This is a genomic window from Bartonella schoenbuchensis R1 (assembly GCF_002022685.1).
Classification (GTDB): Bacteria; Pseudomonadota; Alphaproteobacteria; order Rhizobiales; family Rhizobiaceae; genus Bartonella; species Bartonella schoenbuchensis.
Genome location: NZ_CP019790.1, coordinates 14,176 through 34,381, shown reverse-complemented (window position 1 = coordinate 34,381; position 20,206 = coordinate 14,176). Strand labels below are relative to the sequence as shown.

General features: G+C 34.9%; 37 protein-coding genes and 4 pseudogenes. 28 read left to right on the top strand and 13 right to left on the bottom strand.

The window, feature by feature from the left end; genetic code table 11:
• The first annotated feature begins 155 nt into the window (after window positions 1–155).
• The gene (locus BscR1v2_RS07815; protein ID WP_010703129.1) at window positions 156–461 is read left to right on the top strand and encodes a hypothetical protein; all 306 of its coding nucleotides are present in this window, start codon (window positions 156–158) and stop codon (window positions 459–461) included.
• Window positions 462–478: 17 nt separating this feature from the next.
• A pseudogene (locus BscR1v2_RS07810) lies at window positions 479–711 on the top strand (tyrosine-type recombinase/integrase); the annotation flags it as partial.
• A 94-nt stretch (window positions 712–805) separates the two neighbouring features.
• On the opposite strand, the gene BscR1v2_RS07805 reads toward BscR1v2_RS07810, so the two are convergent.
• Together BscR1v2_RS07805 and BscR1v2_RS07800 are read right to left on the bottom strand one after the other, a co-directional pair.
• On the bottom strand, window positions 806–1,105 hold the full coding sequence (locus BscR1v2_RS07805; protein ID WP_078690373.1) for a HigA family addiction module antitoxin: 300 nt from the start codon (window positions 1,103–1,105) through the stop codon (window positions 806–808).
• 17 nt (window positions 1,106–1,122) lie between these two features.
• On the bottom strand, window positions 1,123–1,404 hold the full coding sequence (locus BscR1v2_RS07800) for a type II toxin-antitoxin system RelE/ParE family toxin (protein WP_078690372.1): 282 nt from the start codon (window positions 1,402–1,404) through the stop codon (window positions 1,123–1,125).
• Window positions 1,405–1,871: 467 nt separating this feature from the next.
• On the opposite strand from BscR1v2_RS07800, the gene repC (BscR1v2_RS07795) reads away from it, so the two are divergent.
• From repC (BscR1v2_RS07795) to BscR1v2_RS07785, 3 genes are all read left to right on the top strand, one after another.
• On the top strand, window positions 1,872–3,131 hold the full coding sequence (gene repC / locus BscR1v2_RS07795; RefSeq protein WP_078690371.1) for a plasmid replication protein RepC: 1,260 nt from the start codon (window positions 1,872–1,874) through the stop codon (window positions 3,129–3,131).
• A 128-nt stretch (window positions 3,132–3,259) separates the two neighbouring features.
• Window positions 3,260–3,565, top strand: a complete 306-nt coding sequence (locus tag BscR1v2_RS07790) for a hypothetical protein (protein WP_078690370.1) — start codon at window positions 3,260–3,262, stop codon at window positions 3,563–3,565.
• 91 nt (window positions 3,566–3,656) lie between these two features.
• Entirely contained in the window at window positions 3,657–4,115 is a 459-nt protein-coding gene (locus BscR1v2_RS07785) for a hypothetical protein (protein WP_236829034.1), read from the top strand.
• A gap of 110 nt (window positions 4,116–4,225) precedes the next feature.
• Here BscR1v2_RS07785 and BscR1v2_RS07780 read toward each other — a convergent pair.
• Window positions 4,226–4,501 (bottom strand): annotated as a pseudogene (locus BscR1v2_RS07780) (type II toxin-antitoxin system HicB family antitoxin); the annotation flags it as partial.
• Here BscR1v2_RS07780 and BscR1v2_RS07775 point away from each other — a divergent pair.
• Complete coding sequence (locus BscR1v2_RS07775; protein WP_236829033.1) at window positions 4,501–4,713, top strand: hypothetical protein; 213 nt, start codon at window positions 4,501–4,503, stop codon at window positions 4,711–4,713. The pseudogene BscR1v2_RS07780 and the gene BscR1v2_RS07775 sit on opposite strands and share 1 nt — an antisense overlap.
• A gap of 60 nt (window positions 4,714–4,773) precedes the next feature.
• Here BscR1v2_RS07775 and BscR1v2_RS07770 read toward each other — a convergent pair whose 3' ends face one another.
• The 4 genes and pseudogenes from BscR1v2_RS07770 to ssb all read right to left on the bottom strand — a co-directional run bounded on the left by BscR1v2_RS07770 (window position 4,774) and on the right by ssb (window position 6,422).
• Entirely contained in the window at window positions 4,774–5,106 is a 333-nt protein-coding gene (locus BscR1v2_RS07770; RefSeq protein ID WP_078690368.1) for a type II toxin-antitoxin system PemK/MazF family toxin, read from the bottom strand.
• Entirely contained in the window at window positions 5,106–5,363 is a 258-nt protein-coding gene (locus BscR1v2_RS07765; protein WP_010703162.1) for an AbrB/MazE/SpoVT family DNA-binding domain-containing protein, read from the bottom strand. The genes BscR1v2_RS07770 and BscR1v2_RS07765 overlap by 1 nt, the downstream gene beginning before the upstream one ends.
• 72 nt (window positions 5,364–5,435) lie before the next feature.
• Entirely contained in the window at window positions 5,436–5,963 is a 528-nt protein-coding gene (locus tag BscR1v2_RS07760; RefSeq protein ID WP_078690367.1) for a hypothetical protein, read from the bottom strand.
• Window positions 5,964–5,977: 14 nt separating this feature from the next.
• Window positions 5,978–6,422, bottom strand: a pseudogene (gene ssb / locus BscR1v2_RS07755) (single-stranded DNA-binding protein).
• A gap of 307 nt (window positions 6,423–6,729) precedes the next feature.
• On the opposite strand from ssb, the pseudogene BscR1v2_RS07750 reads away from it, so the two are divergent.
• The 6 genes and pseudogenes from BscR1v2_RS07750 to BscR1v2_RS07725 all read left to right on the top strand — a co-directional run bounded on the left by BscR1v2_RS07750 (window position 6,730) and on the right by BscR1v2_RS07725 (window position 9,066).
• Window positions 6,730–7,053 (top strand): annotated as a pseudogene (locus BscR1v2_RS07750) (type II toxin-antitoxin system RelE/ParE family toxin).
• Window positions 7,054–7,065: 12 nt separating this feature from the next.
• Window positions 7,066–7,377 (top strand): helix-turn-helix domain-containing transcriptional regulator, encoded by a 312-nt coding sequence (locus tag BscR1v2_RS07745; protein ID WP_010703159.1) that lies wholly within the window; start codon window positions 7,066–7,068, stop codon window positions 7,375–7,377.
• Window positions 7,378–7,649: 272 nt separating this feature from the next.
• Complete coding sequence (locus BscR1v2_RS07740) at window positions 7,650–7,931, top strand: type II toxin-antitoxin system RelE/ParE family toxin (protein WP_078690366.1); 282 nt, start codon at window positions 7,650–7,652, stop codon at window positions 7,929–7,931.
• Window positions 7,932–7,947: 16 nt separating this feature from the next.
• Window positions 7,948–8,241: a HigA family addiction module antitoxin gene (locus BscR1v2_RS07735; protein WP_010703157.1), complete on the top strand. Its 294-nt coding sequence runs from the start codon at window positions 7,948–7,950 to the stop codon at window positions 8,239–8,241.
• 141 nt (window positions 8,242–8,382) lie between these two features.
• Complete coding sequence (locus tag BscR1v2_RS07730; RefSeq protein WP_010703156.1) at window positions 8,383–8,574, top strand: hypothetical protein; 192 nt, start codon at window positions 8,383–8,385, stop codon at window positions 8,572–8,574.
• 63 nt (window positions 8,575–8,637) lie between these two features.
• Window positions 8,638–9,066, top strand: a complete 429-nt coding sequence (locus BscR1v2_RS07725) for a type II toxin-antitoxin system HicB family antitoxin (protein WP_010703155.1) — start codon at window positions 8,638–8,640, stop codon at window positions 9,064–9,066.
• 44 nt (window positions 9,067–9,110) lie between these two features.
• Here BscR1v2_RS07725 and BscR1v2_RS08105 read toward each other — a convergent pair whose 3' ends face one another.
• Complete coding sequence (locus BscR1v2_RS08105; protein WP_141638309.1) at window positions 9,111–9,329, bottom strand: hypothetical protein; 219 nt, start codon at window positions 9,327–9,329, stop codon at window positions 9,111–9,113.
• Between BscR1v2_RS08105 and BscR1v2_RS08100 the strand changes: the two genes are divergently transcribed.
• The 3 genes from BscR1v2_RS08100 to BscR1v2_RS07720 all read left to right on the top strand — a co-directional run bounded on the left by BscR1v2_RS08100 (window position 9,329) and on the right by BscR1v2_RS07720 (window position 10,213).
• Window positions 9,329–9,484: a hypothetical protein gene (locus BscR1v2_RS08100; protein WP_010703154.1), complete on the top strand. Its 156-nt coding sequence runs from the start codon at window positions 9,329–9,331 to the stop codon at window positions 9,482–9,484. The genes BscR1v2_RS08105 and BscR1v2_RS08100 overlap by 1 nt on opposite strands.
• A 206-nt stretch (window positions 9,485–9,690) precedes the next feature.
• On the top strand, window positions 9,691–9,861 hold the full coding sequence (locus tag BscR1v2_RS08150; RefSeq protein ID WP_194284961.1) for a hypothetical protein: 171 nt from the start codon (window positions 9,691–9,693) through the stop codon (window positions 9,859–9,861).
• A 79-nt stretch (window positions 9,862–9,940) separates the two neighbouring features.
• Window positions 9,941–10,213 (top strand): type II toxin-antitoxin system RelB/DinJ family antitoxin, encoded by a 273-nt coding sequence (locus BscR1v2_RS07720; RefSeq protein WP_078690365.1) that lies wholly within the window; start codon window positions 9,941–9,943, stop codon window positions 10,211–10,213.
• Window positions 10,214–10,606: 393 nt separating this feature from the next.
• Here the strand turns inward: BscR1v2_RS07720 and BscR1v2_RS07710 are convergent, their stop codons facing one another.
• Both BscR1v2_RS07710 and BscR1v2_RS07705 read right to left on the bottom strand, forming a co-directional pair.
• The gene (locus BscR1v2_RS07710) at window positions 10,607–11,002 is read right to left on the bottom strand and encodes a type II toxin-antitoxin system HicB family antitoxin (protein ID WP_078690364.1); all 396 of its coding nucleotides are present in this window, start codon (window positions 11,000–11,002) and stop codon (window positions 10,607–10,609) included.
• A complete protein-coding gene (locus tag BscR1v2_RS07705) occupies window positions 10,999–11,199 on the bottom strand; it encodes a type II toxin-antitoxin system HicA family toxin (protein ID WP_010703152.1) in 201 nt (66 codons plus the stop codon). The genes BscR1v2_RS07710 and BscR1v2_RS07705 overlap by 4 nt, the downstream gene beginning before the upstream one ends.
• 192 nt (window positions 11,200–11,391) lie before the next feature.
• Here BscR1v2_RS07705 and BscR1v2_RS07700 point away from each other — a divergent pair, with 192 nt between their 5' ends.
• The 6 genes from BscR1v2_RS07700 to BscR1v2_RS08145 all read left to right on the top strand — a co-directional run bounded on the left by BscR1v2_RS07700 (window position 11,392) and on the right by BscR1v2_RS08145 (window position 13,773).
• Window positions 11,392–11,700, top strand: coding sequence for a type II toxin-antitoxin system RelE/ParE family toxin (locus BscR1v2_RS07700; RefSeq protein ID WP_034989871.1), 309 nt, complete (start codon window positions 11,392–11,394; stop codon window positions 11,698–11,700).
• Window positions 11,681–11,965 carry an addiction module antidote protein gene (locus tag BscR1v2_RS07695; protein WP_010703150.1) on the top strand — a complete coding sequence of 95 codons (285 nt, stop codon included), beginning with the start codon at window positions 11,681–11,683 and terminating at the stop codon, window positions 11,963–11,965. The genes BscR1v2_RS07700 and BscR1v2_RS07695 overlap by 20 nt, the downstream gene beginning before the upstream one ends.
• A 233-nt stretch (window positions 11,966–12,198) precedes the next feature.
• Window positions 12,199–12,507, top strand: coding sequence for a HigA family addiction module antitoxin (locus BscR1v2_RS07680; RefSeq protein WP_034989869.1), 309 nt, complete (start codon window positions 12,199–12,201; stop codon window positions 12,505–12,507).
• A gap of 92 nt (window positions 12,508–12,599) precedes the next feature.
• Window positions 12,600–12,725 (top strand): hypothetical protein, encoded by a 126-nt coding sequence (locus tag BscR1v2_RS08460; protein ID WP_257787986.1) that lies wholly within the window; start codon window positions 12,600–12,602, stop codon window positions 12,723–12,725.
• Between the two features lie 192 nt (window positions 12,726–12,917).
• Window positions 12,918–13,223 carry a hypothetical protein gene (locus BscR1v2_RS07670; RefSeq protein WP_010703148.1) on the top strand — a complete coding sequence of 102 codons (306 nt, stop codon included), beginning with the start codon at window positions 12,918–12,920 and terminating at the stop codon, window positions 13,221–13,223.
• A gap of 25 nt (window positions 13,224–13,248) precedes the next feature.
• On the top strand, window positions 13,249–13,773 hold the full coding sequence (locus BscR1v2_RS08145; protein WP_010703147.1) for a hypothetical protein: 525 nt from the start codon (window positions 13,249–13,251) through the stop codon (window positions 13,771–13,773).
• Window positions 13,774–13,888: 115 nt separating this feature from the next.
• Here the strand turns inward: BscR1v2_RS08145 and BscR1v2_RS07660 are convergent, their stop codons facing one another.
• Window positions 13,889–14,173, bottom strand: a complete 285-nt coding sequence (locus BscR1v2_RS07660) for a helix-turn-helix domain-containing protein (protein WP_010703146.1) — start codon at window positions 14,171–14,173, stop codon at window positions 13,889–13,891.
• 917 nt (window positions 14,174–15,090) lie between these two features.
• Here BscR1v2_RS07660 and BscR1v2_RS07650 point away from each other — a divergent pair.
• The 6 genes from BscR1v2_RS07650 to BscR1v2_RS07630 all read left to right on the top strand — a co-directional run bounded on the left by BscR1v2_RS07650 (window position 15,091) and on the right by BscR1v2_RS07630 (window position 17,423).
• On the top strand, window positions 15,091–15,600 hold the full coding sequence (locus tag BscR1v2_RS07650; protein ID WP_078690359.1) for an LbetaH domain-containing protein: 510 nt from the start codon (window positions 15,091–15,093) through the stop codon (window positions 15,598–15,600).
• Between the two features lie 32 nt (window positions 15,601–15,632).
• Window positions 15,633–15,767: a hypothetical protein gene (locus tag BscR1v2_RS08455; protein WP_257787987.1), complete on the top strand. Its 135-nt coding sequence runs from the start codon at window positions 15,633–15,635 to the stop codon at window positions 15,765–15,767.
• 80 nt (window positions 15,768–15,847) lie between these two features.
• Window positions 15,848–16,120: a type II toxin-antitoxin system RelB/DinJ family antitoxin gene (locus BscR1v2_RS07645; protein ID WP_010703143.1), complete on the top strand. Its 273-nt coding sequence runs from the start codon at window positions 15,848–15,850 to the stop codon at window positions 16,118–16,120.
• Between the two features lie 2 nt (window positions 16,121–16,122).
• Entirely contained in the window at window positions 16,123–16,392 is a 270-nt protein-coding gene (locus BscR1v2_RS07640; RefSeq protein ID WP_010703142.1) for a type II toxin-antitoxin system RelE/ParE family toxin, read from the top strand.
• Between the two features lie 177 nt (window positions 16,393–16,569).
• Window positions 16,570–16,875, top strand: a complete 306-nt coding sequence (locus BscR1v2_RS07635) for a hypothetical protein (RefSeq protein WP_010703141.1) — start codon at window positions 16,570–16,572, stop codon at window positions 16,873–16,875.
• 236 nt (window positions 16,876–17,111) lie between these two features.
• Window positions 17,112–17,423 (top strand): hypothetical protein, encoded by a 312-nt coding sequence (locus BscR1v2_RS07630; RefSeq protein ID WP_078690363.1) that lies wholly within the window; start codon window positions 17,112–17,114, stop codon window positions 17,421–17,423.
• A 393-nt stretch (window positions 17,424–17,816) separates the two neighbouring features.
• On the opposite strand, the gene BscR1v2_RS07625 is transcribed toward BscR1v2_RS07630, so the two are convergent.
• Window positions 17,817–18,089, bottom strand: a complete 273-nt coding sequence (locus tag BscR1v2_RS07625; RefSeq protein ID WP_078690362.1) for a type II toxin-antitoxin system RelE/ParE family toxin — start codon at window positions 18,087–18,089, stop codon at window positions 17,817–17,819.
• Window positions 18,086–18,385 carry a CopG family ribbon-helix-helix protein gene (locus BscR1v2_RS07620; RefSeq protein ID WP_010703138.1) on the bottom strand — a complete coding sequence of 100 codons (300 nt, stop codon included), beginning with the start codon at window positions 18,383–18,385 and terminating at the stop codon, window positions 18,086–18,088. Before BscR1v2_RS07620 ends, BscR1v2_RS07625 begins: the two co-directional genes overlap by 4 nt.
• A 479-nt stretch (window positions 18,386–18,864) precedes the next feature.
• On the opposite strand from BscR1v2_RS07620, the gene repC (BscR1v2_RS07615) reads away from it, so the two are divergent.
• A complete protein-coding gene (repC, locus tag BscR1v2_RS07615) occupies window positions 18,865–20,136 on the top strand; it encodes a plasmid replication protein RepC (protein WP_078690361.1) in 1,272 nt (423 codons plus the stop codon).
• Window positions 20,137–20,206 lie beyond the last annotated feature (70 nt).

The following is a 20,206-nucleotide window of genomic DNA, read 5'->3' as shown; positions in this document are numbered from 1 at the left end:
GTTTTGTCCTTCTCACGCGGCTCCGAAATCATGATATTAAGGGGAGAGCTTATTAAGGGCACTTAAATAGAAAAAATTGTAGTTTTAATTGCTTAGATTCATGACTTAAATTAATATACAACATATATTTTCCACATACTAGTGAGGAGATTTGGATGAAGAAGAAATTACCTAAAAGTTATATAACAAACGCAGAACGTGAAAAATTACAAGGAGAGGGGTTTGATCAAGATAGCATTTATGCTGTTGAATCACAAGCAGCGGATGAAGCGAATGATGGGCAAACAGCGTGGGAATGGTTAGCTATGGCTGAACTGCCAGCTCATACACTCCTGTTTCTTAGACATCAGAATGGACCCCAATTTATTCGTGATATGGGATTTTCTACCAAAAATGCTGATGAAGAATATGGACCAGATTGGCTAGATAAAGGTGTTGTCATAGGGGGTCATCATTTCTAACGAAAGTGAAATTTTAAGAAAATTTTTGTTGCGAGAAAGAAGGCAAGAAACTAACCAAAGAAAGTTTTGGCAATCTGTTTAGGAAAGCGTGTAATGCAGCGGGAATAAAAAATCAGCCCATGGATTGAGAAAATTAGCCGCAACAAGAGCTGCCAATGCAGGAGCTACCATTGCATAACTTAAAGCGATTTTTGGATGGACTGAAGATGATATGGCATCTCTTTATACAAAGACTGTTGATAGAAAATGACTCGCCATAGAAGCAATAGAAAAGCTTCAAAAAAGTTAGCGCCATAAACCATGGTTTAAAAAACAAACCAAGAGCTATCAAAATCAGTGATAAATCAAAGTGGCATTTGAGTAGTATCGGAAACCAGAGGACAAATAGGTGGTTGTGCTCGTTGCCTTGCTTGCCATAAATTATAGTTTGTTTGCATATCTAACCAAAACTTTGCTTTACTAAAACCAGCTAATTCTAATTTAACTGCAAGTTCGGTGCTCATAGAGGCATGTCCATTAATAACTCTTGATAGAGAAGCTCTTGTCACATGGAGATGATCGGCTAATTTTTGTATTGTTATATCCATTTCTTCCAAAAAAGCTACTTTTAGAACTTCTCCTGGATGTGCGGGGTTATGCATCATTGTTTTACTTCCTTTCATCAATGGTAATCTTGATAATCAACAAGCTCAACGTCTGTTCCGATAAAACGAAAGGTAATACGCCAATTGCCGTTAACCCATATAGAATAGTAGCCTGTAAGTTCGCCTTTGAGAGAGTGCATTTTAAAAGCAGGTGCTTTCAACATTTCGGGGCATGTCGCACTTGTTAAAGCCGTTAAAATAACACGTAACTTTTTTGTGTGAGCTGCTTGAATAGCTTTGGTGGAACCCGTCGTGTAAAATAATTTTAGGCCTTTATGCTTGAAGCTCACAATTGCCATTACCATTCCTTATCGTATACTATAACTATACGATCAATGATAATAAAAGTCAAGTATAAAGAAATAAAGATCGTTTAATAGAAGAAAGAAAATCGGAAGCCTTTGGCTTGCTAATCTAATACAATGAATAGGAGGAAGGGGACCTTGAGTACAGTAAACAAAAGAGCAGGGCCTTGGAGTTTATTAGTATATTGAAAATGTTTTTGTTTTACGTATAGTCTAAACTGCGCGAAATGTGCAAATCAATGATTCTTTTTTAATATTAGGAGACTAATGGCAAAAAAATAAAAAACCCAACTGCTGAAACAGAAGGGTTTTCTAAAAACATTCATAACGTAATGCATTAAAAATGCGGGAAACTCACAATTCCCAATTTAATGCATTACGAAGAGTTCTGCAAGAGTTTTTTTGCGGAGATAGGATGTTTTTATCATTTTTTTGCCTCTAACAGAGAGGTTAAACTGATTATGGTTAATAAAACATCGGGAAGACGCTTAAATGCAAAGCATTTAGAATATATGAAAATTGCAGACCATGCAGAAATTGGTTCTATTAATAGAAGCCAGCTCATTATTCTTGCACGGCAATTACCTATAACAGGTCTTATCAAAGGAACAGAGGCTCATTTATTAAGCATTCTTCTAAATACAGCTCCAATCGCTTCATTTGAGCAAGGAGGAATACCAGTCATATTTAAAAGCAATCGTCAAATTGCTTCGGAGATTGGGTGTACTGTTGTTCATGTGAGCAGATTACTCAGCCGACTCTATGATAAAGGCCTTATTGTTATGCGGGACTCTGGAAATTTTAAACGATTTCCCGTCAACTATAATGGTAGTATCTCAATCGCCTGCGGTATTGATCTTAGCATCTTAGTTGCACGCTATCATGAACTTCAGAATTATATTTATACAATTAAGGAAGAACAAGACCTTCAGAAAGACGCGCTTCGAAGATTTCGAGGAATTTATCGTCAATTACGTTCTAAAATTACAGAATCCACACAAATTAGTTCAATAGTTTTGGAACGTGTAAAAAAAATTATGACTGCGGTTGGTGTACCAACAAAGGCATCATTTTCTAAACTTGAAAAAGCTATTCGACTTTTCAATTGGCTTTTAAATCGCTTTTTTTCTAATAAAATGTTATGCACGTATATCGAAAATGTTATGCACATACATAATACAAACCCCTATCATATTTGTAAAAGTAATACCAACACACAAAAAACAAATCACCCTTCAAAAAACAAAATAACAATAATGAATTCGGATAAATCCGAATACTCTAAAATTAACGCGACTTTCAGTCGCTCTAAAAATAACAGTGAAAGGGACACACGCGAAGCCGAACAAACACTTCTTTTAAATGGTGGTGCATTGCCTCAAATTAAGCCCGAGACTTTAGTTAGTGCTATGCCTAACGTTTCTGAATTCCTTGATAACAAACTCAATTCAGTCGACGATTTAGTCAACTCAACGGATTTCTTAGCTAAAATGACTGGTATTTCTCCTGATGCCCTTAAACACGCTAAAATAACCATGGGCTTCAAAAAAGCTGCTCTTGCTGTTGGGATTATTCTCGAAAAATACGCTCGTCAAATCATTTATTCACCAGGAGGATACTTGCGTGGCATGATTGATAAACAAAAACGGGGGGAATTATATCTTGAGCGTTCTATCTATGGGCTACTCAATTCAGATCAACAAACTGTCGCGGAAAAATAACAAAAAACATGTTGGATAACAAAAAAGTTAGATAAAATATTAGAGAAAACCATTGTTTCAATTGCTTAGATTCATGACTTAAATTAATATACAACATATATTTCCCACATACTAATGAGGAGATTTGGATGAAGAAGAAACTACCTAAAAGTTATATGACTGATGAACAACGTGAGGAATTACGTGCGCAAGGCGCTGATCACGAACTTATTTATCTGGCTGAATCAGATGCTGCTTCCGAAGCAAATGATGAAAAAACAACATGGGAATGGTTAGCTATGGTAGAACTGCCAGCCTATGGGCTTTTGGGCATTAAAAAAAGGCGTGGAGCGCAATTTATCCGTGATATGGGGTTTCCTACTAAAAATGCTGATGAAGAATATGGACCTGATTGGTTAGATAAAGACGTTATTATAGGAGGTCATCATTTCTAACGAAGAGAAAATTTTAGAACAGCTATTGGGACGACAAAGTGGATATATAAAAAAACACAACGAAACATTAACTGCAAAAAATTTATTTGCTGTGCAAAGAAAGCTTTGTGATCATGTCCGTAATGTTGGTCAAAGCAAGGATTTGTCATTACTTTTTAACACGGAATATAATATTGTGTCGGATGACTTACTTCGATACGCTAATAGTCCGGAAATGAAAAGTAGTCTTAAAACGGCTTTAATTGAAATGGACGTTATTAAAAAGCACATTGTGCTTGCAGCTGATCCTGATCAATACACGTTTATAAATGAGGCGCATAGTTTATCAAAACATCGAAAAAACGAATTACCTTATGATGAAGCACGTCAGGCAATGGCATCACATTACACAAGATTAGGTAATCTAAACAAATCTCGTTTAACGGTAGTTGAAAAATCAATCATTGATGCACGAAGAGACAATATGAAAGTCATGCGCAGATTGTACGAACAAATGCAAGCAAAAGCTCTCGAGATTCATCTATCTCAAAATAAAGGCATGTCTCTTTAATTATCATTGTATTTATTTTACTAGATGATAAGTAGCCACATTTGCCTCTTAAAAGTTAGTCAATAGTAAAAATTAGAGAAAATATGGGAGAAAATTGTAGTTTTAATTGCCTAAATATTAAGCTCGTGACGTACTGCTGTTGCTAAAAAAGCAGATCGTGTTAACCCTCTTTCTTGTGCACAATCATCAATTGCACGCAAGAGCCCTCGTTCAATTGATATATTCATACGCACCACTTCTGAATCATTTTCAATAAATGGAACTTGTATTAAAAAAGCTCCTTCCGACAAAGCTATTTTGACAGTTTCTTTCTGTATGACTTCTTCAAATTTTAAAGGAGTTGGCAATTTATTCATTTCTTCGCAATATAGTTGAAGAGCTTCTGTTGGGTATATTTATCAGTGGGCTTGTTTTTGCTAATTGTGAACGAGAAACAAATGCAGATGAGAATTATTATATTCCAAACGACCTAGATGATGCTCTTGATATGTTCAATGTTGGTCCGCAAAATTTGGATGATCTTCCGGATGAAGTACTTGAGCAGTTTGATATTAATCGGCGTGACTTGTGTCAAACATTAAAACACCAACGTAAATAACGTAAATAATATTATGATTATGATAAATATGATAATCTTAACTGTAATCAATATAATTAATTACGTAAGGAATGTTGACAACTTAGCTAATACTTCGTTCATAATCATGACAGGAACCGTTTCTAGTTTTTTTCCTTTGCGCGCTCCTATATCGAGAGCACGTGGTTGATCACAGCGTATCACACCTGTTGTGTGCAATCCCATTCCCATCAATGAAACAGCAAAACCCGCTGTTCTTGCAAAACTTCCCCCACTTGTAATGGGTAAAACAACCGGTGTTTTAGTCACACGATTAAATGCTTCTGGTGATACAATAAGCACGGGACGCGTTCCTTTTTGCTCATATCCTGAACTTGGATCAAGCGATACTAACCAAATTTCTCCCCGCTTCATTACAAGAGCTCTCTACTAACAGGTTTAGCATCAAGCCATTCTGTTTCCTCATCACTCAGATCAGCCAAAGGATCACATTGAGCTAACAATTCGTCAAGAGTATAACTAGGAAATATCTGAGGTTGTACAATTAAACACCCATTATCAATAGTCAAACCAACCTCAGTATTTTCAACGAGGTGTAAAACATCAAGTAATGCAGGTGGTATAGAAAGCATAACTGACCCTCCAACTTTACGCAATTTCGTTGTGTGCATAGAATCTCCCTTCAAGGTATTATATAAAAATATAATATTCTAAAACCTATTATTCAATGGTTTTTAACGCTTTTACGAGAAGTATTTCTTAAAAGCATTCAGAGCCATGCGTAGAGAGTTGACAAGATGTGGCAGTTGTTGGTCTTCTATAACCAGATGCTCTAATGCATCATGAAGGTTATACCGACGATGCAGTCTCTGTGTTTCTCTAATAACCTCTTGCATAGCTTCATAGCGATCAGTTACTGTCTCAACCCACTTGTCCCTTTCTCTATCATCAGAAGATATTGGTGTTTCATCATAAATAGCTCCTGGCAATTGTTTTGCACACCGATAATTGTTTAGCACCTGAATATACTGCTGTGACGCATCATACTGATCTTGATTAATCTTTTTTTCCAACAAATATAACCGCCCTACATAAGTATCAATAAACGGTTTTTTTACATCTTGAATACTCACTCCATAACGCTTGGCACGTATTTCAAGAGTTAATTGATTAGCAGGTTTACGAGGCGTTTTTGTACGTGAAATACGTCCATTAGGCTCTCTTATTTTACCGGCTATTTTAGGTCTTCCCCTTTTTTTGCGTTTTTTCATGATAAATCTACCAATTAAAACGGGATTCTGTCATTCAAAGTTGTTTCTAAAGACTGTTGTCTACTATTTTTCATGCCGTTGCTTGCTCTTGAGTAGTCATGTCAGGATCAGATTTTTGAACACTATCAAGGATTTTTAACTCACCCTTATATTGCGGTAAGACAATTTCTGTTGTGTAGTGTGTTTGCCCATCTTTATCTTGCCATTTACGTGTTTGTAATTGACCTTCAATGTAAACCTAGGAACCTTTACTCAGATATTGCAGCGCAACCTTTGCAAGATGTGGATAAAAATCACAACAGAATGCCATTCTGTTTTATTTATTCTTTGAGAAGTTGTTTTATCTGTATATCTTTGAGAAGTGCCTATACGAAAATTCGCCACTTCTACTCCAGATGGCATTGTTCTGCTTTCTGGATCAGCACCCAGATAGCCAATTAAAGTTACTTTATTAAGCATGTTTGATATCTTTTCTAAGGAAAATAATTGAAATGAAATACGGATATGAAAAGCTGCTTTTACTATAGCATAACATAGTGCATTTTTCCAAAGAAAAAACAGCATAAATTATTGAAAATAAACAGTTTATTGTCAATTTTATCAGTGCATAAATACTTTTTTCATCTCATTCATAAAACTCATTGATAATATTCATAAATTTCTTCTATGAATGCATATTTTAAAAGGCTCTTATATAAAGGCAAAATCTTTTCAAGAAAACCTATTAATCCTTGACAATCATTCGTTTATAAACGATTGTTTGTTTATGTTTAAGATACGCCACTACCTTACTATTGACGGAAAAAATCTGATGACCGAATGATTACACAAACTCTGTGATATGTAAGCTAAAACTGCAATTATCCGCCGCCTTAACCGTTTGGAGCAAGGAAATTTCGGTGATTTTAGACCACTTCGTGATGGCATTTATGAATTGCGAATTCATATCGGGCCTGGTTACCGAATTTATTATACCCAATTAAGAAAGACCGTGTTGCTGTTATTGTGTGGTAGCACCAAAAGGACGCAAAATACTGATATTACCCACGCGTGCGTTTGTTGGCATGATTGGCAAAACCGTGAAGATTAAAGGAGTGTAGAGATGAAAGATCGTAACCATGATGATGCAATGGCTGAACTGTTCTATAATGATTCTGAAACGGCAGCAGCTACTCTTGATGCAATTCTAGCTGATGGCGATCAAGGTGAGCTACTTGTAACGCTTCGTCAAATGGCAAAAGCCTATGGTGGTGTTCAAACTGTAGCTAAAGCAGCTGAACTAAATCCAACACAGCTTTACCGTACACTCTCACAAAAAGGAAATCCCGAGCTCCGAAGCTTGATTGCTTTACTACGAACTATGGGGCTCCGGTTAGCTGTACAACCCCTTGAACGATCTGTTCCACACATCTAACCTAAATAACCGTTAAAGAAAATCAATTGATTCAAGCAATAAAGGATATTTTGAAATAGATAAATTATATCAACTTTTTTTAGACAGAAAACACATTGCAATTACTTGTTTTGAAGCAAATGTATCTATGTGTCACAGAGGGCAAATTGCACTCGCTCTCTCTAAACTGCCTCAGTGGAAATGTAATATAAAACATATCTAACGAATAAACTAACAAATACTTGACTTATAAACGTGCATCGTGTATCGTATCAAGTACCAAAAGGTGAATTATGGCAATCGTTAGTTTTAAGCATAAGGGGTTAAAATTATTTTTTGAAAGAGGGGTATGCAAAGGTATACAACCTGCACATGCTCAAAAACTAGCAAATATTTTGGTGATTTTAGATACAATATCTTCTCCTGAACAAATGAAGATTAAATCGTATCATCTTCATAAACTGACAGGAGAATTAAAGGATTATTGGTCAATGCGTGTCAATGCAAATTGGCGTGTTACTTTTCGTTTCATTGGAACAGACGTTGAACTTGTTGATTATCAAGACTATCATTAATTTTTGAGGTGCTATTATGATGTACAATCCTCCACACCCAGGTGGCATTTTAAAAGAAGAATTGCTTGATGAACTGAAATTGACAGTCACAGAAGCTGCAAATCGTCTCGGTGTTGCCCGTTTAACTTTATCGCGTGTTTTAAACTGCAATGCAGCAATCAGCATTAATCTAGCCTTACGGTTAGAAAGGGCTGGTTTAAATGATGCAGAATTTTGGCTTAAACTGCAACAAAAACACGATTTATGGCAAGCACGACAGAGTAACCCGATTCTGCATATTGCACCTTTTGAACAAACAGGACATCTTTAAAAAAAGCTTAAAGATCCTCTCTCCATCTTGTTAGAAAATTTGATTATTGTGAGCGTACAGTAATTTTAGTTGCCTTTTATCAATATAAATTCGAACTTTTTTGTACGATATAAATTGTATTGAGAATTAAAGAGGGACTAAATGAAACGAGAAGCTCTTCTTAAAGAATTGCGTAAAGAAGCTAGAAAGAGAGACATTCATTACAGCGAAGCTCTTGATGCGGGTAAAGGCTCACATTGTTTAGTGACTTTTGGAGATAAGACAACTGTTATTAAATCCGGTGAGTTGACACCACTTTATGTGAAAATAATAAAAAAGCGGTTAGGAATGTAAAACAGCTTAAACGTTTTTAATTCTTTGTTTCAAACATGTTTGGTAATAATAGAGAGGTCTAAAATGGAATATATTTATCAAGCAAAATTAGAAGCTGATCCAGATGGCGGTTTTGTAGTAACCTTTCCGGATGTACCTGAGGTAATCACAGCTGGTAAAAATCGTGCTGAAGCGCTAGAACATGCGGTTGAAGCTTTAGGGTTGGCATTGCGTAGTTATACTATGCTTGGGTTGCCTTTACCTACACCACAACGGTATAAAAACTTAGTGGCAGTAACAGTGGATGCATGGAATGCTCTTAAATTGGCAGTGATAGAAGCTTTTAATGAAGCTAATATTACAAAAACAGAATTAGCCAACCGTCTCGGCAAAAAAGAAACAGAAGCACGACGCATTCTTGATCCAAACTATCCGACGAAACTTCAAACATTAGAACAAGCACTGTCCGTTCTTGGTAAACAGGTGATTATCACAATCAAGGATGCAGCTTAACCTCTCCCCATCTTTAAAAGATGGGAAGGGGAGTGTGGTTTATTTTATAGCTGATAAGATACTCCATCTGAACACGGACTATAAGCTTCCAACAAAGGATCCAATGTTCGGGGAAGTTCTGAATTACCAAAACCTGTAAGAACTGCCAGTATCTTGAGAGTATCTGGAGTTTCTTTTTGAAGCTTTGTAATTAAAGTTTTTTCTATTACGTCCATAATTTCAAGCAGAGTCTTACAGTCTTCATGACGGAGAACGTCAGACAATGGCGTTACATTATACAAGATTGGGTAATTTGGACAAAGCTCATTTAACAGCCGTTGAAAAATCAATCATTGATGCACGGAGAGACAATATGAAAGTCATGTGCAGATTGTACGAACACATGCAAGCGAAAGCTCTCGGTATTGATCTGTCATAAGAACAAGGGCATGTCTCTTTAATTATCATTGTATTTATTTTACTGGATGATAAGTAGCCACATTTGCTCTTTAAAAGTCAGCCAATAAAAATTAGAGAAAACTGTCGTTTTGATTGCTTAGATTTATGACTTAAACTAATATATAGTATATATTTCCCACATACTAATGAGGAGATTTTAATGAAAAAAAATTACCTAAAAGTTATATGACTGACGCAGAACGTGAAGAATTAAGAGCGGGGGATTGTCTCAAAATAGTATTTATCTCTCTGAAGCAATTCATCCGTGATATGGGGTTTTCCACCAAAAATGCTGATGAAGAATATGGGCCTGATTGGTTGGACAAAGGTGTTACTATAGGAGGTCATCATTTCTAACGAAAGTGAAATTTTAAGAAGTTTGTTGTGTAGCTCAATTGTGCTATATTATGGAATAGAATAGAAAGGAGCTTATTCTATGGATGTAGCAACAAGTTCAAAAGAGGTTGTACATGTCCGAATAGACAAGGATTTAAAAAAAGAAGCTAGTGCAATATTAGCAAATATGGGGCTTACTATTTCTGATTATGTACGAATTGCTTTAACTAAAGTTGTCAATGAACGGGGAGTACCATTCGATATGTATGTACCTAATCGATTAACAACTGAGACTTTAAGCAAAAGTGAGAAAGGGGAAGATTTATATATTGCGAAAGATATGAAAGATTTATTTAACGATTTGAGAATTTAATGCTTCAAATAGTTCGCTCAAATCAATTTAAACGCGATATTAAAATGGCTATTAGACGTGGTAAAGATTTAGAAAAAATTAAATGAGTTATGCCATTACTACAAAAAGAAAAGCCATTACTTTACACTATAAAGATTACTCATTTAAACGAATTGGCAGGGTTTTTGGGACGTATATATAGAACCCGATTAGCTTTTAATTTACAAAATTAGTGACAACTAATTGCGATTTTTGAGTGTACAGGGACCCATTCAGATTTATTTAAACAATCGTGTCTCTTTAATTATCATTGTATTTATTTTACTAGATGATAAGTAGCCACATTTGCCTCTTAAAAGTTAGTCAATAGTAAAAATTAGAGAAAATATGGGAGAAAATTGTAGTTTTAATTGCCTAAATATTAAGCTCGTGACGTACTGCTGTTGCTAAAAAAGCAGATCGTGTTAACCCTCTTTCTTGTGCACAATCATCAATTGCACGCAAGAGCCCTCGTTCAATTGATATATTCATACGCACCACTTCTGAATCATTTTCAATAAATGGAACTTGTATTAAAAAAGCTCCTTCCGACAAAGCTATTTTGACAGTTTCTTTCTGTATGACTTCTTCAAATTTTAAAGGAGTTGGCAATTTATCCATTTCTTCGCAATATAGTTGAAGAGCTTCTGTTGCATTAGCAATAAGTTTTTCTTCCTGATCGGCAGCAGAAAATAGTCCTTTAAAATCAGGAAACTGAACACCAAAAGCAGAATTTTCATCCTTGTGAACAAGAGCAAAAAATCTTTTCATTCTTCTTTTCCTTTTTTTAACCAGCCCGCTTGTTGTGCAATGGAACGTGCTGTACCGATTGGAAGATCTTTTTTAGGATGGGGAACAATAATTACTTGACCATTTTTCTTAAATTTATGATGAGAACCTTTTACTTTAACAAGTTCAAAGCCGTCACACTTCAATTTTGCAATGATTTTTCGGCTATCTTGTTCCATTTTATATACTCATAATGTGTAAATATATACACATTTTATTAATTTTAAATCTGATGTCAATTTAAAAAAATCATAATCTGGTATACTTTTATCTCAATTAACCTAAATATGGTAACTCCAAAGTGTAAAATCACACATTTAAAATAAAGGATTTCATTTGACAAAATGTTATGTGTGCACTATAGTATACACATGATACACATTCATAAAACTAAAGAATTCGATACTTGGCTTAAAAAGCTCAAAGACAAAAGTGTTAAAGCTATTATTCTTGAACGTATCACACGTTTAAACCGAGATTTATTAGGTGATGTAAAATTTTTTAATGGTATCGGTGAATTACGTATTCACTATGGAGCCGGTTACCGGGTTTATTTCTTCAAAAGCGGTTCTGAATTTATCCTTTTGTTATGTGGTGGAGATAAATCAACACAGCAAAAAGATATTGAAAAAGCGTTGAAACTAAAAAAGGAGTGTACTGATGAAGGTAACACCATTTAAACCTGAAGAATATCTGAAAACTTCTGAAGAACAGCAAATATTCTTAAATGAAGCTTTTAAAACAGGTGACGCAGCTCATATTGCTGACGCTCTTGGTATTGTTGCTCGAGCTCAAAATATGAGTGCTTTAGCAAAAGAAGCAGATCTCGCACGAAGTGGTTTGTATCGTTCTTTAAGTGAAAATGGTGACCCTAAACTTTCAACCTTAGTTGCAGTATTAACAGCTCTTAATTTGCAGCTTAACGTACAATCTTGTCCCAAATGAAATATGCTATCAAATTCATTCAAGATGATAATGATACTCTTATTGTTATTGCTAAAGATTTTCAAGAGTTTATCACTTATGGAAACAATGAAAGAGAAGCTTTAGAACATGCTAAAAATGCCCTTTTAACGGTTATTGAAGGGCGTTTTCAAGACCATGGTGCATCACATTTGAATTTGACTCATGCAATGCTTATCGTGTTAAGTTTGAACAATATCACTAGGAGTGAAATTATGAATGATATTCCTGTACAATGCAAAAGAAATCGCTGTCTTTCTCATCCAGGCGATTTATTGGCAGAAATTATTCCGGCAACTGGCAAAACAAAATTAGAAATTGCACAAATGCTTGGGATATCGCGCCAGCATCTTTATGATATTTTGAAAACAAAAAAACCAGTTTCTCCTTCCGTTTCAGCTCGTCTAGGTAAATTATTTGGAGATGGTGCTGCTGTCTGGTTGCGTATGCAAGCAGCTTATAATGCTTGGCATGCTGAGCATGAGACAGATGTTAGTAAAGTTCCAACTCTCCATATTATTTGAAAACCACATTGAAGCTAAAACTTACAATTTTTTTACTACGTCCATAATTTCAAGCAGAGCAATACAGTTTTCATGACGGAGCACATCAGGCAATGGCGTCATATTATACAAGATTGGGTAATTTGGACAAAGCTCGTTTAACAGCCGTTGAAAAATCAATTATTGATGCACGGAGAGACAATATGAAAATTATGCATAAGCTGTACGAGCAAATGTAAGCAAAAGCGCTTGGTGTTGATTTGTCTCTTTAATTATCATTGTATTTATTTTACTGGATGATAAGTAGCCACATTTGCTCTTTAAAAGTCAGCCAATAAAAATTAGAGAAAACCATTGTTTCAATTGCTTAGATTCATGACTTAGACTAATATACAATGTATATTTCCCTACATAACGATGAGGAGATTTGGATGAAGAAAAAGTTACCTAAAAGCTATATGACTGATGAACAACGTGAAAAACTGCGTACGGGAGGATTGTCGCAAAATAGTATCTACATTGCTGAATCAGATGCTGCAGACCGCGCTAATGATGGACAGACAGCGTGGGAATGGTTAGCTATGACAGAATTACCAGCTCATTCGCTTTTATGTCTTAGAAAATGGAATGGACCCCAATTTATCCGTGATATGGGGTTTTCTACCAAAAATGCTGATGAAGAATATGGACCTGATTGGTTGGATAAAGGTGTTGTCATAGGAGGTCATCATTTCTAATAAAATTGAAATTTTAAGAAAGTTTTTGTTACGAGAAGATGGTTATGTCAAGGATCTTGAAGATGCGTTAGTAGCTAAAAATTTGCATGATGTGCGAAAGGATCTTTGTAATCATATTCGTAATGTTGGGCAAAGTAAGGATTTGTCATTACTTCTCAATACGGAATACAGTATTGTGGACAATGATTTGTCTCGGTATGCTAATAGTCCAGAAATGAAAAGTAGCCTTAAAACTGCTTTGACTGAGATAAACGTTGTTAAAGAACATACGGTAATTGTTGCTGATCCTACTCAGTATCAGTTAATCAACAAAGCGCATAGTTTGTCAAAAAACCGAAAAAATGGATTGCCTTATGATGAAGCACGTCAGGCAATGGCATCACATTATACGCGGTTAGGTAATTTAAACAAATCCCGTTTAACATCAGTTGAAAAATCAATCATTGATGCACGGAGAGACAATATGAAAGTCATGTGCAGATTGTACGAACAAATGCAAGCAAAAGCTCTCGGGATTCATCTGTCTCAAAATAAGGACATATCTCTTTAGTGATTTATTGACTTTTCTTAAGATGGAGATTTTAGTTTTACATTATATACGCTGAACATACGTTATATATATAATAAATTATTTTTACAGATATTACTTATTTTGAATAAAGTTTTTAGTTATAGTTAGAAATTAGTTCTAAAATTACCTTCTGTTTTATAGGTGTGAGAACTCTAAAACTTTTTACTTCCTTGCTCGATATCATTTCATCATGATGATGCACAGCGCCTTCTTTTGTTGTGGTATCAGGGTAAAAAAAGGAAATAGGAACACGGAATATATCGGCGATATCTTTCAAACGCCCAGCTCCTACACGATTTAATCCTTTTTCGTACTTTTGGATTTGTTGGAAGCTTATACCTAAATGGTGAGCTAATGTTTTTTGAGACATTCCCAACATTTTTCTTCTATATCGGATTTTCTTGCCTACAAAAATATCATTATAAGGATTTTTTTACACTTCTAGGGCAACCCCCGCCGGTAGCGAGCGCCTTCGCATTGGTATTCCGGGAGTCTAAAAACACTGAGTTTAGGTCAGTTTTTTTGCTTTTAGTGCTATAGCACCTGGACATCACAAAAACTCCCGGAATCTCGGGAACCCCATATAATGGGTTAATTTTTGTGCTCGAATTGTAGGGTTTTTAGATCCCTCTTGATCGTTGCGTATACGATCAATACGCTTGTGAATTAGTAAAGTATTTTCAAAAAATTGGCAATAAAATAGTTTTGAATGAGAGGTTTTCCACCTCTCAAACTCACCGGACCGCTCACCAAAATCATGAAGTCGTTTCCGCGTTTAGAGAATGGACTAACAAGCCTAGGTTCTTAAGGTCAAGGAAACCCCTATGGGGCGCTTAACAGCGTCCTTGACTTAAGACACCTAAACGGTTTGTTTTGTCCTTCTCACGCGGCTCCGAAATCATGATATTAAAGGGGGAGCTTATAAGGGCACTTAAGTAGAAAAAATTGATAAAAATATAAGGCTTTTTTATGAGCTATGTATTTGAAAAAATTATAAAAAATGTCAAAAAAAGAGAATAAAATAATTGACAATAAAAAGGAATTTTGTTATATAAATATTCAAGTGCTGAAAACACTTAATGATAAGCGGACAGGTTACGAAACAATCTCTCCTCTGTCTTTAAAAACTGACTTTCTTTTATACGTATTTCAACGTATAACAACTTTGTCGGGTGTGGTACACCATATAATACTCTTTATGAGGAAAGTGTAACGACGGACTTATCACCGTGTTTTCAGCACCCGGCGCTCATTAGAGTGTCAATTGAAAACTCTATTGTGATAAGGAAAATTCCAATGAAAAAATATGAATTTACAAGTGAAACCCAAAAACTTGGTGAATGTACTTTTCATCGTATTCGTGCATTAAAAGACTTTGGTGATGTTAAAGCTGGTGATCTTGGTGGTTTCATAGAGAAAGAAGATAATCTTTCTCACTATGGTGATTGTTGGGTTGAAGATAATGCTATGGTTTATAATGACGCTTATGTGTGTGATAATGCTATTGTTAGTGGAAAAGCTCAAATCTTCGATAATGCTAAATTAAGAGGAGGTGTACATGTTTATGATGATGCATCTGTTTATGGAAATTCTATAGTGCAAGGAGGTGTTGAAATTTATGAAAGGGCACGTGTTTATGACAATGCGGTAGTTATGGATCGTGTTAGGGTTCATGGGGATGCTCACGTATACGAAAATGCTAAGGTTAGTGGCTCTGCTGAGTATGTAGGTAATGACAGAATTGGTAATAATTATGTACAACCTCGTATGGATGGAAGAATAGTTTTTGTAACAGTGAAACAGTAGGTTTTAAACAAAGTAAAAGCCGCGTCATTGATATGATGCGGCTTTTTAAGCATCAATGTGGATCTCAATTTATCTGTGATATGGGATTTTCTACCAAAAATGCTGATGCAGAATACGGACCAGATTGGTTGGACAAAGGTGTTACTATAGGAGGTCATCATTTCTAATGAAAGTGAAGTTTTAAGAAAGTTTGTTATGTAGCTCAATTGTGCTATATTATGAAGTAGAATAGAAAGGAGCTTATTCTATGGATGTAGCAACAAGTTCGAAAGATGTTATACGCGCCCGAATAGACAAAAGTTTAAAAAAAGAAGCCAGTGCAATATTAGCAAATATGGGGCTTACTATTTCTGATTATGTACGAATTGCTTTAACTAAAGTTGTCAATGAACGGGGATTGCCGTTCGATATGCATATACCTAATGCAGAAACACTTAAAACTTTTGAGAAAACTGATAAGGGGGAGGATGTTTTTTACGCGAAAGATGCAACGGATCTATTTAAGCAACTGGATATTTAATTGTGCGTTCAGTAAGTTACTCTGGAAAGTTTAAAAAGGATATGAAACGCGCTAAAAAACGCGGAAAGGATATGCAAAAACTTACAACGATTATGCATCTTTTAATCAATAAGCAGCAATTACCTCCCTCATTAAATGATCATGCATTACAAGGTAATTGGAAACCACGTCGCGATCTTCATATAGAACCAGATTGGTTACTAATTTATATTGTTAATGATGAACATGTTCATTTTGACAGAACAGGAACCCATTCAGATTTATTTAAATAATCATTCAATAGTTTATTAATTATAATGAAAAAAATGATATCTGCTCTTTAAAAAACATGTTGGATAACAAAAAAGTTAGATAAAATATTAGAGAAAACCATTGTTTCAATTGCTTAGATTTATAACTTAAATTAATATACAGTATATATTTCCCTACATAACGATGAGGAAATTTTAATGAAGAAAAAATTACCTAAAAGTTATATGACTGATGAGCAACGTGAAGAATTAAGAGCAGGAGGATTGTCGCAAAATGGTATTTATATTGCTGAATCAGAGGCATCTCGAAAAGCTAATGATATCCAAACAACATGGGAATGGTTAGCTATGGCTGAGCTGCCAGCTCATTCGCTTTTATGTCTTAGAAAATGGAATGGACCCCAATTTATCCGTGATATGGGGTTTTCTACCAAAAATGCTGACGCAGAATACGGACCAGATTGGTTGGACAAAGGTGTTACTATAGGAGGTCATCATTTCTAACGAAAGTGAAATTTTAAGAAAATTTTTGTTGCGAGAAGATGGTTATGTTAAGGATCTTAAGATACATTAGTAGCTAAAAATTTGAGTGATGTGCGGAAAGGTCTTTGTAATTATATTCGCAATATCGGTAAGAGTGGTGATTTTTCACTACTTCTCAATATGGAAGAGAGTATTGTGAAAAATGATTTGTTTGGGTATGCCAATAGCAATGCAATGAAAAGAGTCTTGAAACGGCTTTGACTGAAATCAATGTTGTTAGAGAACATTTAACAATTGTCGCTGATCCTATACAATATCAATTGATCAACAAAGCACATAGTCTGTCAAAACACCGAAAAAACGGATTACCTTATGACGAGGCACGTCAGGCAATGGCATCACATTACACAAGGTTGGGTAATTTAGATAAATCTCGCTTAACATCAGTTGAAAAATCAATCATTGATGCACGAAGAGACAATATGAAAGTCATGCGCAGATTGTACGAACAAATGCAAGCAAAAGCTCTCGAGATTCATCTGTCTCAAAATAAAGGCATGTCTCTCTAATTACCATTGTATTTATTTTATTAAAGGATAAGTGGCCAGCCTATTTTTCCCAACACAAGTTAGCAGAATTAGAAAACTCTTTTAAACGCTATATCTTAGAATATAGTATAATATAGTATCTTATCCTATCCTAGAATACTATATCTTATAATATAATATCCTATTTAATGAGGAATTGAATGCCTGTTATCTCATTTGCCAATTCAAAAGGTGGTAGTGGAAAAACAACATCTGCTCTAAAAAAAGTTGGCCAACAAAAAAAGTTAGAGAAAATGTTAGTAAAGACCATGATTTATTTCTTATCAAAAAAGAAAATTTAATTATATAAATTACGATACTAAAGAAGTAGTTTTTAATACAAGAGCAGATACAAAAGGCTTTGCAAGCAGTTGATTATGGAAATTTTTGTTTTGCATGAAGCACACGCAAAATACGTACAACGCCATTTGAAATATCGTAAATCATGATATAATTTGGATGCACGATAAGTTCACGCGTATTTATAATTCGTCCTGAACGACCAAGAGTAGGAAATTTGACAAGTTTTTTTATCTTTTCAGATAAAAGTTTATCAAATTTTAAGGCAGCAGAAGGATTATCTTGTGCTATATATTCACGTATTTTTTTGCGATCAACATGTGCTATCTGTGTCCAAATTAGCTTCATAAAGTTGGTTTATCTAGTTTACTTTGTGTTTTCAAGCGCCATTCTTCTGCTTCTGCTTCGATTTCTTCAGAAGATATTATATGGCCTGCATTAGCAGAATTTATTCCAAATTGTACTTGTTCTCGAAACCATAAATTGTATGCACTTTTTTCTTCTTTTTCTTTTTGTTCTTTTACTATATCACGCATATAATCCCGTAAAAGTTGTGCACCAGATCTATCACATGCTTTTGCTACTTTGGAAAAGTCCTTTTTTAATACATCATCAACGCGAAAGGTAAATGTTGTTTCAGCCATTTTTTACCATTTAATGTGTTACAATATAATTCAAATGTAATATATTTTTTGTTCTTGTTCAATAGAATTCTATAAAAATAAAGATCGTTTAATAGAAGAAAGAAAATCGGAAGCCTTTGGCTTGCTAATCTAATACAATGAATAGGAGGAAGGGGACCTTGAGTACAGTAAACAAAAGAGCAGGGCCTTGGAGTTTATTAGTATATTGAAAATGTTTTTGTTTTACGTATAGTCTAAACTGCGCGAAATGTGCAAATCAATGATTCTTTTTTAATATTAGGAGACTAATGGCAAAAAAATAAAAAACCCAACTGCGGAAACAGAAGGGTTTTCTAAAAACATTCATAATGTAATGCATAAAATTGAGGAAACTAACAATTCCCAATTTAATGCATTACGAAGAGTTCTGCAAGAGTTTTTTTGCGGAGATAGGATGTTTTTATCATTTTTTTGCCTCTAACAGAGAGGTTAAACTGATTATGGTTAATAAAACATCGGGAAGACGTATAGATGCTCATCATATAGAATACAGAAGATTGGCGGAAAATGCAGAGGTTGGTTGTGTAAGCCGTGGCCAATTGATTAGATTAGCTAAGAAATTGCGAATGACTGGTTTTATAAAAGATACTGAATGTAATCTTCTTTTAGCTTTATTAGATACAGCTTCAGTTTCTTCTTTTGAAGAAGGGGGCATTCCTATTGTTTTCAAAAGCAATCAACGTTTGGGAGTGGAAATCAGTCGTAGTGACGCCCGTGTTAGTCGTTTGCTTTCAAGTCTTTATGATAAGGGTCTTATTGTCATGCGGGACTCTGGAAATTTTAAACGGTATTCTGCACATAATAGTTATAATAATATCACAACGGCTTGCGGTATTGATCTGCGTATTTTAATTGTTCGCTATTGTGAGCTTAAACAAAAAGCCGATGATATATTGGAAGATTTAGAAAAGCGAAGAGAAGCTTTACGTTGTTTTAGAGGATTAGTAAGACAGATTAAGTTTTCTTGTGCATCTGAAATCACACCGTTTACGCATATGCTGTTTTCCAGAGTACAAAAAGTTATACATATTATAGGACGGCCATCACAAGTTTCTTTTGAAAAACTGAAGAAAGCTATTCGATTTTTCGAGTGGATTTTGCAACGTTTTTTTGATGTTAAAATGTCAAAAACGACATACACGTATGTCGCCGACGACATGCACATACATAATACAAACCCCTATCATATTTGTAAAAGTAATACAGATACACAGAAAACAAATCACTCTTCAAAAAACAAAATAACAATAATGAATTCGGATAAATCCGAATACTCTAAAATTAACGCGACTTTCAGTCGCTCTAAAAACAGTGAAAGGGACACACGCGAAGCCGAACAAACACTTCTTTTAAATGGTGGTGCATTGCCTCAAATTAAGCCTGAGACTTTAATTAGTGCTATGCCTAACGTTTCTGAATTCCTTGATAACAAACTCAATTCAGTCGACGATTTAGTCAACTCAACGGATTTCTTAGCTAAAATGACTGGTATTTCTCCTGATGCCCTTAAACACGCTAAAATAACCATGGGCTTCAAAAAAGCTGCTCTTGCTGTTGGGATTATTCTCGAAAAATACGCTCGTCAAATCATTTATTCACCAGGAGGATACTTGCGTGGCATGATTGATAAACAAAAACGGGGGGAATTATATCTTGAGCGTTCTATCTATGGGCTACTCAATTCAGATCAACAAACTGTCGCGGAAAAATAACAAAAAACATGTTGGATAACAAAAAAGTTAAAGAAATTATCAGAGAAAATTGTAGTTTTAATTGCTTAGA